Below are 13,244 nucleotides of genomic sequence, written 5' to 3'. Positions count from 1 at the left end.
CCTCTCAAGAAATCAGTTTTTCCAGATCATCGAGGGATAGACGTTTGAGGGCCTCCAGTGATTTAGCCAATTCATCCTGAACGGGCGACATTTCGACGCGCAGCGCTTCGATCCGCACGCAGAAATCCTTGAGCGTGTCGGTCTCGAACAACGCCTTGAACGGCACCTTGTCGCCCAGACGTTCCTGCACCCGGGTCACCACCAGCGTCGCCAGTAACGAATGGCCGCCGAGCTGGAAGAAGTTGTCCGCCAGCCCTACCCGCTCGACTTCCAGCACCTCCTGCCAGATCGTCGCGACCTCCCATTGCAGATCGCTTTGCGGTGCATGGTATTGCTCCTGCGTCGGGCTCTCGCCCAACGCCATCAGCGCCTTGCGATCGAGCTTGCCATTGGGCGTGAGCGGGATCGCGTCGATCAGGTGCAGATGCCCCGGCACCATGTGCGCCGGCAAGCGACTGGCCAAGGCATTGCGCACCCGCTCGGCCAGCGTCGACCGCTCGCTGTCCGGCGCGGCGACGAGGTAGGCATGCAGGTGTTTGCCAGCGGTGCCGTCCTGCGCCAGTACCACCGCTTCGCCGATATCGTCGAGTTCCAGCAGGCGTGCTTCGATCTCGCTGAGTTCGATGCGGAAACCGCGAATCTTCACCTGATGGTCGGCGCGACCGATGTACTCGATGTTGCCATCGTCGCCCTGGCGCACCAGATCGCCGGTGCGGTACAGGCGCTCGCCGTTGCTCGCGTAAGGATTCGGCACAAAGCGTTCGGCGGTCAGCGCGGCGCGGCGCAGATAGCCGCGCGTCACCCCGGCACCCGCCAGGTACAGCTCGGCCGCCACGCCCTCGGGCAGCACCTGCAACTGACTGTCGAGCAGGTGCGCCACGGTGTTGTCCAGTGGCCGGCCAATGTTCGCCCGGCCCTGCGGCGTGCGCAGGGTGAAGGTTGAATAAGTGGTGTCCTCCGACGGCCCGTAAAGATCGTAGACCTGCTGCACCTGAGTGCTGGCGTAGAGGCTGTCGACCAGACTCTGCTTGAGCGGTTCGCCGGCCAGATTGATGGTGCCGACCGAAGTCGGGATCTGCCCAGCGCGCTGCAACGCGGCAATCGCCGACGGCACGCTGTTGATCAGCGTGACCTGATCGCGCGCCGGCAAATCGGCCAGCGCCAGAGCGTTGTCGGCCAGCACCAGGCAGCCACCGCAGGCCAGCGTGACAAAGATTTCCCACACCGACAGGTCGAAGCAGATCGACGTCGAAGCGAGCACGCCGCGCAATTGTTCTTCGCGATAGACACCCGCTGACCACTGAATCAGCGCCGACAGATTGCCGTGGCTGATCGCTACGCCTTTCGGTTTGCCGGTGGAACCGGAGGTGTAGATCACGTACGCCAGATTTTCAGCCGCGAGGTTAACCAGTGGCGCAGTGGCCGGGTATTCGCTGGCGACGTTCTCGTCCACCAGCAGCACCTGCGCACTCAAGGTTTCGGGCAGCATCGCCAAGGCCGCTGGCTCAGTGAGCAGCACCGCCGCGTGGCTGTCGTCGAGCATGTGCAGCAAGCGTTCCTGCGGGTAATCCGGGTCGAGCGGTACGTAGGCGCCACCGGCCTTGAGGATCGCCAGCAAGCCGACCAGCATCTGCGGCGTGCGGCGCATGCACACGCCTACGCGCACTTCCGGCCCGACGCCCATGCCTTGCAGCTTGTGCGCCAGACGATTGGCCCGGGTATCGAGGTTTTGGTAAGCGATGGACTGCTCAGCGAACAGCACCGCGTTCGCCTGTGGCTGTCGCTGCACCTGCGCGGCGATGTGCGCCAGCACCGTGCGTTGATCCGGCGTGGTCGCCGGCGCCTTGCCCCACTCGATCGCTTGTTGCCGTTGTGGCTCGGCGAGCAGTTGCAGCGCACCCAGCGGCTGCGTGGCTTCGGCGAGGAACTGCTCGAGCAGGCCTTGCAGCTGCGCACTCAACGCGCGGATCGCTTGAGCGTCGAAACTGGCCTGATCGTAACTTACGCCCAGACTCAGCTCGCGGCCGGTGACCGCCACCAGCGTCAGCGGATAGTTGGTCTGCTCCTGCCGGCGGATTGCCGAGAACTTCAGACCCGTCTGCGGGCCCTGCGCCAAGGCCTCGGCCATCGGGTAGTTTTCGAACACCAGAATGCTGTCGAACAACGCGCCGGCACCCGCCCCGGCCCAGCGCTGAATGTCATACAGCGGCGTGTGTTCGTGCTCGCGCAAGGCCAGGTTGAGGTCTTGCACCTGTTGCAGCCATTGGCTGACGCCGATCTCCGGCGATGGCGCCGCCACCACCGGCAAGGTGTTGATGAACAGGCCGATCTGCTGCTCGACACCCGGCAAATCGGTTGGCCGCCCGGCGACAGTCGCGCCGAACGCTACGTGATCCTGGCCTGTATAACGCTGCAACAGCAGCAGCCACGCCGCTTGTACCAGCGTGTTAAGGGTGACTTTCTGCTCGCGGGCGAAGCGGTTCAGTTCGGCGGTCAGCGATTCGCTGAACACATGCTGGTGATCGGCATAGCCGCTGGCCGCGTGCCTGACCGGCATGGCACTGGCCAGTCGCGTCGGCTGTTCAATGTCCGCCAGCGCTGCGCGCCAGAACTGCCGACTGGCTTGCTGATCACGCTGGCCGAGCCATTCGATGTAATCGCGATAACGCCCCTGCCCTGCGCTCGGCACGATGCCGGCGTAGCGTTGCAGCACTTCGCCGAACAACTGCGAAGTGCTCCAGCCGTCCATGAGGATGTGATGGCAGGTGTAGATCAGGTGATGGGTGTGTTCATCGATGCGCACCAGCGTCACGCGCAACAGCGGCGCGTCGAGCAGATCGAAGCCACGTTGCAAATCTTCAGCGGCGAGATGATCAAGCGCGGAATCAAGATCATCGCGCCCGCGCCAGTCCTGCACTTGCCACGGCATCTGCACACGGCTGCGCACCACCTGCACCGGCGCGGCGGCATCCTGCGGCCAGACGAACGCCGTGCGCAAAATGTCGTGGGCATCGAGGGTCTGCTGCCAGGCCTGGCGGAAGCGCTGGGCGTCGAGCTGCTCGACGTCGACGCGCAGCTGAGTGGTGTAGGCCGGGCTGTCCGGCTCGTTGCGGCTGTGGAACAGAATGCCTTGCTGCATCGGCGACAGCGGGTACAGATCGACGATGTCACGCGGCGCCATCGGCAATGCCGACAGCTGCGCCTGGGTCAGGTTGGCGAGGTTGAAATCCGAAGGAGTCACGCCACCTGCCCCGCTCGCGCAGCAATGTTCGATCAGGCGTTGCAGTTCGCGGCGATAGGCCTCGGCCAACGCCTCGATGGTCTCGGCGCGGTACATGCCGCTGCCGAAGGTCCAGGTCAGTTCCAGCTCACCGCCGAGAACCTGTCCGTCGACGCTCAGCCAATTGCCCAGCGGCGCTTGCCCATCCTGATTGGCGCCGGTGCTGTCAGCGCTTGGCAGGAACAACGCGCCTTGCTCGGCACTGAACGCGCCGTCGAACTGACCGAGGTAATTGAAGGTCACCCGTGGTTGCGCCAGCGTCTGCAACTCGGCTGCACGCGTGAGGTAACGCAGCACGCCATAACCGATGCCTTTGCCCGGCACGGCGCGCAGTTGCTCCTTGATCGCGCACAGCGACGCAGCGGGATTGGCCTGCGGAGTCAGGCGCACTGGGAACAGGCTGCTGAACCAGCCGACCGTGCGGCTCAGGTCGATGTCGTCGAACAGGTCTTCACGACCATGGCCTTCGAGCTGGATCAACACCGAAGGCTGTTCGCTCCAGTCACACAGCACCCGCGCCAAAGCCGTCAGCAACAGGTCGTTGATCTGCGTGCGATAAGCCGCCGGGGCGACTTTCAGCAGCTTGTCGGTCAATGTCTGGCTCAGGCGCGTACTGGCGCGGGCGGCCTGGGCGCGGGTCTGGCTGTCCACGGCGAAATCCCGTGGCAGTGCCGAGTCAGCCGCCAGGGTTTCGCGCCAATAATCGCGTTCGCCGGCAAGCGCTTCACTCTGCGCATAACGATGCAACTGCTCGGCCCAGTTGTGCAGCGAACTGCTCTGGCCCGGCAACACCGGCGCCGTCCCCGCCGCCAATGCCTGGTAAGCCTGCTGCAAGTCCTCAAGCAGAATGCGCCACGACACGCCGTCGACCACCAGATGATGAATCACCAGCAACAAGCGCTGCTCGGCATTCGGCAGAGTGACCAGCACCGCGCGCAGCAAATGCCCGCGTTGCAGATCGAGGCTGCGCTGCGCCGCGTCGGCCACGGCCGGCAAGGCATCAAGACTGTCCAGTTCGCGTAGCCAAAGCAGTTCGGCATCGCGCTGAGCCTGCGGCAACGCCTGCCAGCTATCGCCCGACTGCACAAAGCTCAAGGCCAAGGCCTCGTGCTGTTCGACCAACGTCGCCAGCGCCTTGCGCAAATGCACGGCGTCCAGCGCCAGGGTCGGTTGCAGCATTACCGACTGGTTCCAATGCTGGCGCTGGGCAATCGGCGTCTCGAAGAAACGCACCTGAATCGGCAGCAACGGCAACGGCCCGCGAGCCACTGGTGCCTCGACGGCAGCCGGTTTGGCTTCGATCAGTCTGGCCACGGCAGCCAATTGGCCGATGGTCTGTTTTTCGAACAACTGCTTGGGGCTGAGCTTGATGCCCTGGCGCTTGGCCCGGGCGATGATCTGCAAGCTGAGGATCGAGTCGCCACCCAGTTCGAAGAAGTTATCGCTGCTGCCGACCCGCTCGAGCTTGAGCACTTCGGCCCAGATCGCGGCGAGTTTTTCCTCGATCTCACCGACCGGCGCGATGAACTGCTGGCTGACCACGCCGGGCACTGGCAAGGCACGCTTGTCGAGCTTGCCGTTGGCAGTCAGCGGCAGCTTTTCCAGCAACAGCAACTGCGCCGGCACCATGTAATCCGGCAGCCGCGCCTGCAATTGCTCGCGCAGATCCTGCGCCTGCACCTTCGCGCCCACTGCCGGCACGCACCACGCCAGCAGTTGCAGGCGCGCCGGGTCGTCATCCAGTGACAGCGCGAGCACGGCGGCTTCGCTGACACCGTCGAGGCTGAGCAACACCCGCGCGACTTCCGCAGGCTCCACACGGTAGCCGCGCACTTTGACCTGATCGTCGGCACGACCGATGAACTCCAGCGCCTGTTCGCGATTGCGCCGGACCCGGTCGCCACTGCGGTACACCCGCGCGCCGGGGTTCCCAAACGGATCAGGCAGGAAACGCTCAGCGGTGAGCCCCGGCTGATTCAGGTAGCCAAGGGCAACGCTATCGCCACCGATGTACAACTCACCGGCAACCTGATCGGCCACCGGGTTGAGCACATCGTCGAGCACATAGACATGGGCACCGGCCAGCGCTGTGCCGATTGGAACACTGCGCGCCTGCGCGGCGAGCTCTTCGACCTCATGGGTCAGCACGCCCACGGTGGTTTCGCTCGGGCCATAGTGATTGATCAGGCGACAGCCCGGTTTAAGTTGCTGCACACGCTCGACCAGCGCCGGCGAACAGGCTTCGCCGCCGACGATCAGTGCGTGTTCCGGCAGCACATCGGCAGGCTTGGCCGCCTGCAACAGCGCGGCGAGATGCCCGGGAACGATTTTCAGCACGCCAACGCGATGACGGGCCATGTATTCGGCAAAGCGGTCCGGGTCGAAGCCGAGTTCTTCCGGCAGTACATGCAGCAGTCGGCCCGAGCACAACGCGCCGAACAGCACGGTGAAGCCAAGGTCGGCGGCGATGGTCGAGACCAGCGCCATGCTCGCCTCCGGCGCCGGCGCCAGACGTTCGAGTACGCCGCGCACATAACTACCCAGTGCGCCGTGGCTGACCAGCACGCCCTTGGGTTGCCCGGTGGAACCGGAGGTGTGAATCACGTAGGCCGGCGACTGCGCATGCAGCGTCAGCTCAGGCGCGGACGTCGGCAGCGAGTGCCATTGCCCCGGTGCAAACTCCAGACCCTGACAGCCCTCACCCGCCAGTTCGCTGAGCCGTGCGTCGCCTTCAGCGCCGATCAGCGCCCGCGCCTGCGCCTGCGCAGCACCGAGCATCTGTTGCAGGCGCGCGCTTGGCGCCTTGACGTCGAGCGGCATGTACACCGCGCCAGCCTTGAGAATCGCCAACAGGCAAGTCAGCCAGTCCAGCGAACGTTCCAGCAGCACCGCCACCGGGTCGCCGACATCGACGCCCTGCGCACGCAAATAATGGGCGAGACGATTGGCCTCCTCATCCAGCGCCTGGAAAGTCACCGTTTGCTTGAGATCCCGAGCGGCCAACGCCTGCGGCTGCCGGGCCACTTCACGCGCCCAGTGCTGCAACACCGTCAACGCCGGTTCGCGTTGGCTGGCAAGCGCAGCAGGCCGTGGCGTCGCCACCATGTGCAATGGCGCCTGCGGCGAGTCGAGCAACTGGGTAAACAGATCCAGCAACATCGGCACAAAACCGGCGACCGTTTCCGCCCGATAGAGATCGCTGGCGTAGGTCATCTGGCCGTGGATCAGCGCGCCGTCGTCGGTGATATCCAAGGCCAGATCGAAGTGCGTGCCGTCCTTGGCCAGCGGGTATTCGCTGACGGTCAGGCCGGGCAAGGCCATCGAGCGTTGTTTCTGCATGCCGACGTTCTGGTTGAACTTGGCCTGGAACAGCGGGTTGTGGCCCAGGGTGCGTTCGGCGACCAATTCGTCGACGAGTTGCTCGAACGGCAACTCCTGATGTGCCTGTGCGCCGAACGCCGCTTCACGCACCTGCGCGAGCAAATCGGCGAAACTGCCGCGCTCATCGACCTGGCAACGCAGCACCTGGGTGTTGACGAAGAAACCGATCAGTCCCTCGACTTCGGCGCGGCCACGGTTGGCATTCGGCACGCCGACACGAATGTCGCGCTCGCCGGCCAGACGCGAAAGGAACAGCGAGAACCCGGCCAGCACCAGCATGAACAGGCTGATGCCCTGGCTGCGCGCAAAAACGTTGAGCTGTTGCGACAGGTCGGTGCCGAAATCAAAGCTCAGGGTCTGTCCTGCAAAGCTTTGCGTCAGCGGTCGGGCAAAGTCCGCTGCCACTTCCAGCAGCGGATGTTCGTCGCCCAATTGCTGACGCCAGTAGTCGAGCTGGCGCTCGCCCTCGCCGGCCTCCAGCCAGCGCCGCTGCCAGATCGCATAGTCGGCGTACTGCAACGGCAGCGCCGGCAATTGCGGCTCGCGCTGCAGGCTGAACGCCTGATAGCACTGCACGAATTCCTTGACCATGACGTCCATCGACCAGCCATCGGAGACGATGTGATGCATGCTCACCACCAGCACGAACTCATCGTCGGCCAAAGCAAACAGGCTGGCGCGCAACAGCGGGCCGTGGCGCAGATCGAACGGTTGCGCGGTGACGTCTTGCACGTGTTGCGCGAGCAGTTCTTCGCGCTCTTGCGCGGCGGTACCGGTCAGATCGAAGCGTTGCAGCGCAATACTTTGCTGCTCGAGAATCAGCTGATGCGCTTGATCGCCGTCGGTGTGAAACACCGTGCGCAACACTTCATGGCGCGCCAGCAGATGGTCGAACGAGCGGCTCAGGGCCGACTCATCCAGCCGGCCTTTCAGACGCAAGCCAGCGGCCATATTGTATGCGGCGCTGTGCGGTTCCAGTTGCCACAGGAACAGCAGACGCTGCTGCGCAAACGACAGGGGAATCTGCGCACAGTCGTGGCGGCTGACCGGCAGCGGCAACAGGCTGAAATCCTTGCCCTCCTCGCGCAATTTGGCCAGAAACAGCCGACGCTGTTCCAGCGGCAGGCCGACGAACCTTTTTGCAATACGTTCCGCCATCGTGCCGCTCATACTTCTTCTCCTTGCAAAGCATTCATGAACTGATCCAGGTCGGACCAGTCGTCGTCGCCGCTCACCTCGGCCAGTTGCCCGAGCACCTCGGCCAGATCCGCCAGCAGCGGTTTTTCGAACAGGCTGCGCAGCGGCAGCACCACGCCCATCTGCTCCTTGACCCGGGCAATCACCTGCGCGGCCAGCAACGAATGGCCGCCCAGTTCAAAAAAGTGATCGTCCAGGCCCACACGCGGCACGTGCAGCACCTCGGCCCAGACCTGCGCCAGACACTGCTCGGCCGGCGATTGCGGAGCGCGGTAATCGCCCTGCAACTGCGCCGGATCCGGCGTCGGCAAGGCCTTGCGGTCGAGCTTGCCGCTCGGCGTCAGCGGCAGGTTCGCCAGCAACAGCAGATGCCCCGGCACCATGTAATCCGGCAGGCTGGCTTGCAGCGCAGCGCGGGTCTGCTGACGGAATGCCGCTTGCGTCGCCGCGCTGGCGAGCACCGCAGGTTCTGTCACCACGTAAGCGACCAGTTGCGCACCGCCGGCGAATGGCACCGCCAGCACCACTGCCTCGCGAACGCCCGGAGATTGCTGCAGGCGCGATTCGATCTCGCCCAGTTCGATGCGGAAGCCGCGAATCTTCACCTGATGATCGACCCGGCCGACATATTCCAGCGCGCCATCGCCGCGCAGCCGCGCACGGTCGCCGGTGCGGTACAGGCGCTGGCCATCGGCGAAAGGGTCGGCGATGAACCGCTCGGCGCTGAGGCTCGGCTGACGGTGATAACCGCGCGCCAGCCCCGGCCCACCGATGTACAACTCGCCCACCGCACCTTGCGGCAGCAGGTTCAGATCATCGTCGAGCACGTACAGACGCCGCGCTGCCAGTGCGTGGCCGATCGGCATGCCGCGCCACGACACGTCTTGGGCGGTCAGCGCGGTGCAGTCATGAATCGTCGAGACCACCGTGCCCTCGGTCGGGCCGTAGGTGTTGAGCAGGCGCACATGGCCGAGCCCGGCCTGTTGCCACAAGCGCAAACCGTCCACCGCCATGGCTTCGCCGCCAACGTGAATCTGCCGCAGTGCGCCGAAACTTGCCGGGGGTTTCGCCGCGTATTCCTGCACCAGCCAATACCAATAAGCCGCCGGCAGGTCGGCCAGAGTGATGCCCTGATCGTGGATGACCTGATGCAAAGTCGCGCTGTCCCACAACGGCGCGTCGCGCATGACCACGCTGGCGCCGTGGCACAGCGGTGGGAAAAACTGCTCGACGAAGCCATCAAAACTGCTGGTGGCGAATTGCAGAACCCGGTCGCCTTCGCGCAGATCGCTGTAGTCGATGGCGCGGGCGATGAACTCGCTGAGCGCGCCATGACTGACCGCCACGCCTTTCGGCCGCCCGGTGGAGCCAGAGGTGTAGATCACGTAAGCGAGGTTGTCAGCCTCGACCGTGACCGGCAGGTTGTCGCTCTGCTCGCTGTCGGGCAATTGCTCCAGACACAGGCACTCGATGCCATCCAGTGGCGGCAGCTTGGCGAGGCTTTGCTGATCACTGAGCAACAGTTGCAAACCACTGTCAGCGAGCACATGGCGCAAGCGTTCGGCCGGGGTTTGCGGATCCAGCGGTACATAGGCACCGCCAGCCTTGAGCACCGCCAGCAGCGCCACAGCCAGTTCCAGTGAACGTCCCAGCGCGACGCCGACCAGCACGTCCGGGCCGACACCCTGTGCGCGTAATTGATGGGCCAAGCGATTGCTGCGGCTGTTGAGTTCGTCGTAGCTGAATGCCGGTGCAGGGGCAGTGGCCAACAGCACCGCCGGCGCTTGCGCAGTCCGTGCGACTTGCGCTTCGAACAGGCTTTGCACGCTAGTGAAACGAGGCGCTGGCGCGGTGGCCTGGATCAACCCGTGGCGTTCGCTGTCGGCGAGCATCGCCACCTCGCCGATCAACTGCTGCGGGTCGCGGCACACCGACTGGAGAATGTTGCGCCAATGCCCGGCCAGCGCGGCGATGGTTGAGGCATCAAAAATATCCGTGGCGTAAGTGAAGGCAGCAAACAGTTGCTCGCCCTCCTCGCGGGTGTCGAGCATCAGGTCACTGGTGGCCGCGTGTTGCCGAGCGCTGCCGGCCAGTTGTTCTTCGCTCAGATAACCCACGCGCAAGCCTGAAGCGAGTTGCGCCTGGTGCAAATCGGTGACCAGCGGCTGGTGGTTGAACATCACTTGAAACAGCGGATTGTGGCTCTGGCTGCGCGCCGGTTGCAGGGCTTCGATCAAGGCGTCGAACGGCAGGTCCTGATGGGCCTGGGCGCCGAGGGCGGCCTGGCGCAGGTTCTGCAGCAACTCGGTGAACGGCGTTTGTGCGGTGACCACGCTGCGCAGGATCTGCGTGTTGACGAAGAAGCCGATCAGCCCTTCGGTTTCACTGCGGGTGCGGTTGGCAATCAGCCCGCCGACACGAATATCGGTCTGGCCGCTGTAGCGATGCAACACGGTCTTGAACGCTGCCAGCAACACCACGAACAAGGTCACGCCCTGACGCTGGGCAAGGTTTTTCAGCTCTTCGCGCAGGGCAGCGTCGATCACCGTTTCCAGGCGTGCGCCCTGATGGCTGGACTGCGCCGGATAGGCCCGATCGGTGGGCAACTCCAGCACGGGATGTTCGTCGCCCAGTTGCGTGCGCCAGTAGTCCAGTTGCCGCTCGCGCTCACCGGCCTCCAGCCAGCTGCGCTGCCACAGCGCATAGTCGCGGTAATGCACGGTCAAGGGCGCCAGCGTCGGTTCACGCCCGGCCACCAACGCGTCGTAAGTGCGCATGAATTCGTCGATCAGAATGTTCATCGACCAGCCGTCGGCGATGATGTGATGCAGGGTCAGCAGCAACACATGTTCCTGCGCGGCCAGGCGCAACAGCCGCAGACTCAGCAGCGGGCCGTTCTGCAGGTCGAAGGCCTGGGTCGCCTCGGCCATCATGTGCTGCTGAGCCAGCGGCCAGCGCTTGGCTTGGGGCAACTCGCTCAGGTCAGTCACGGGTAGTTTCAGTTGCTTAGGTTCGGCCACACGCTGGAAGGCCCGCTCGCCGTCCTGGCCGAAGGTGGTGCGCAAACATTCGTGGCGCGCCGCCAAACGGCTGAAGGCTTGCTCCAATGCTTCGACTTGCAGATCGCCATCCAGACGCACCGCCATCGGCAGGTTGTAGGCTGCGCTGCTCGACTCCAGTTGCCAGAGAAACCACATGCGCTGCTGCGCGTAAGACAGGCCATCACGCTCGGCGATGCCGTCGCAGGCGGTAATGGGCAGCTGCGCAAAATCGATGCCCTCGCGGGCCATGCCGGCGAGGAACAGACGGCGTTTGTCCTGGGGCAATTCGATAAAGCGGCGGGCTAGTTTCTGTGCGTCTGCGGCATTCATGCGTGGAGTCCTTGCTGATCGGCGGCGTGACCTGGAGACCCGGTCGTATCAACAAGAACGAATGGCCCGCGCAATGATTTAGCGCGCCAGCGGCAATCACGGCCCGACGGTACAAAGGCCAGACAGACAAATGCCGAAGCCGGTACAGGCCCGGATTCGGCATTTGAGTTGAAGGGGTGCGAACAGGTCAGCGCACGTCCTGCGAATGCCCCTCGGCCATCGCCACGATGACTTTGCGCGGCCCTTCGAACGGTGAGCGCGCGTGCGCCGAAAGCATGTTGTCGAGCATCAGCACATCGCCCTCCTGCCAGGGAAAACTGATCGCACAGTCGTCGAGCACCGCACGAATCTGCGCCAGCACTTCGTCTTCGATCGGCGAGCCGTCGCCGTAGTAGACGTTACGTGGCAGGTCTTCTTCGTCAACGATATCGAGCAGACTTTCGCGCACGTCCGCTGGCAGGTTGGAGATGTGAAACAGGTGCGCCTGATTGAACCAGACGTGGTCGCCGGTCACCGGGTGCACCGCCACCGCCTGACAGGTCTGCCGCGTGCGCAGCTCACCGTCGTCCTTCCATTCGCAGACAATGCCGTGGGCCTTGCAGTAGGCCTCGACGACTTCACGGTCTTCGGTGTTGAACACGTCTTCCCACGCCACATCGAGGCCATTGCCGAAGTTGCGCACGTACATCAGGCCTTTGCTGACGAACCGCTCGCGGATCGCCACGGGGATGCGCCGGTACACTTCGCGGCTGTCGGCAATCGGCGTCTCGCCGCCGGACCTGGCGGCGATCATGCTGTAGAACCAGATCTTCATCGGCCAGTCGCGGGAATAGGCCTGTTCGTTGTGCAGCGGAATGCTCTGGTGCGCCGGGTATTCGGTGGAGGTGTACACGCCTTGGGTGACGTTGGTACGCGGCGTCGAGCCGAACTCGTAGTTCAGCAGCGGATGGCCGAAATTCGCGGCGAACTGGCGGAACTGCTCGGCGCCATCGAGGCGAAAACCGCGAAATAGCACGCCACCGTCGCGCAGCAAATGCTCGTCGACCAAGGCCTTCAATTCATCGAATACCGCCAACAGATCGGTGTCGGCATCGCCCGCCTCGACCAACAGCGGCAAACGTCCGCGCTGCGGCAGCAACGGCCGCACGGAAAACCCCAGAGCAACAGCCATGACTGGCCTCCTGAAAATGATAGATGAGGCGCGTCTCAGAACGCCGGTTGCACGGCCTGCGCAAGGCGTCGGTGATGCACTTCCAGATGGCTCTTGATCGTGCGAATGACCCGCGCTTCATGTTCATGAATGAAGAAATGCCCGCCGGTCATCATATCCACCGAGAAACTGCCCAGGGTCTCCTTGCTCCAGCCGATCAGCTGTTCGGTGGTGGCGCGGTCTTCCTTGCCACCGAGCACGTGCACCGGGCAATTGAGCGGGGGCCGCTCGGCAGGCGTAAAGCGGCCGCACATCATGAAATCGGCGCGCAGCACCGGCAGGGTCAGGCTCATCAATTCCTCATTGGCGAGGATTTCTTCGCTGGTGCCCTGAAAGGTGCGCAACTGTTCGATGAGCTCTGCATCGCTGCGCGGTTCGGCAAAGCCGCGGTCGTAATCGCTACGCATGGACGGTGCGGCGGTGCCGGAGGCGAACAGCGCCAGCGGCTCCGGCACACCCGACTCGCGAAAGGCATGGGCCAGTTCGCAGGCGAGCAACGCACCGAGGCTATGCCCGAACAACGCATAAGGGCCTTGCAGCCCCGGCTTGTGCTCGCGCGCCAGTTGCCGCGCCAGTGCGCGCATGTCGGTTTGCAGGGGCTCATCGAACCGCGCGCCACGCCCCGGCAGTTCCACCGGTTGCAATTGCAGCCACGTTGGCAGTTGACGCCGCCAGCGGCTGTAAACCATGGCGCTGGCGCCCGAATAGGGCAGGCACAGCAATGTCAGCTTGGTCACCGCGCTTTCCTTGAAAAATGTGTCTGCAAGAAAGACGGATCACTGGCCGGACAAATTAGTCGCCCGGC

At 64.1% G+C, this 13,244-nt stretch carries 4 protein-coding genes; all 4 read right to left on the bottom strand.

The window, feature by feature from the left end:
- Nucleotides 1-4: 4 nt before the first annotated feature.
- Nucleotides 5-7,831 (bottom strand): non-ribosomal peptide synthetase, encoded by a 7,827-nt coding sequence (locus tag AAEZ10_RS04140; protein WP_350567876.1) that lies wholly within the window; start codon nt 7,829-7,831, stop codon nt 5-7.
- The gene (locus AAEZ10_RS04135) at nt 7,828-11,229 is read right to left on the bottom strand and encodes a non-ribosomal peptide synthetase (protein ID WP_350567873.1); all 3,402 of its coding nucleotides are present in this window, start codon (nt 11,227-11,229) and stop codon (nt 7,828-7,830) included. The genes AAEZ10_RS04140 and AAEZ10_RS04135 overlap by 4 nt, the downstream gene beginning before the upstream one ends.
- A gap of 187 nt (nt 11,230-11,416) precedes the next feature.
- On the bottom strand, nt 11,417-12,400 hold the full coding sequence (locus AAEZ10_RS04130; RefSeq protein ID WP_016773893.1) for a TauD/TfdA family dioxygenase: 984 nt from the start codon (nt 12,398-12,400) through the stop codon (nt 11,417-11,419).
- 35 nt (nt 12,401-12,435) lie between these two features.
- Nucleotides 12,436-13,176: a thioesterase II family protein gene (locus AAEZ10_RS04125; RefSeq protein ID WP_350567869.1), complete on the bottom strand. Its 741-nt coding sequence runs from the start codon at nt 13,174-13,176 to the stop codon at nt 12,436-12,438.
- Nucleotides 13,177-13,244: the final 68 nt, after the last annotated feature.

Origin of the sequence: Pseudomonas sp. H26/SER47-MNA-CIBAN-0231, assembly GCF_040310465.1 — a bacterium.
GTDB classification, from domain to species: Bacteria; Pseudomonadota; Gammaproteobacteria; order Pseudomonadales; family Pseudomonadaceae; genus Aquipseudomonas; species Aquipseudomonas atacamensis.
The sequence above is the reverse complement of the archived record's forward strand: the minus strand, read 5'-3'. Positions and strand labels throughout refer to the sequence as shown.

Excerpts from the sequence above, each read along its gene's own strand:
- AAEZ10_RS04135 (WP_350567873.1), bottom strand. The coding sequence starts at position 11,229 with ATGAATGCCGCAGACGCACAGAAACTAGCCCGCCGCTTTATCGAATTG.
- AAEZ10_RS04140 (WP_350567876.1), bottom strand. The coding sequence starts at position 7,831 with ATGAGCGGCACGATGGCGGAACGTATTGCAAAAAGGTTCGTCGGCCTG.
- AAEZ10_RS04130 (WP_016773893.1), bottom strand. The coding sequence starts at position 12,400 with ATGGCTGTTGCTCTGGGGTTTTCCGTGCGGCCGTTGCTGCCGCAGCGC.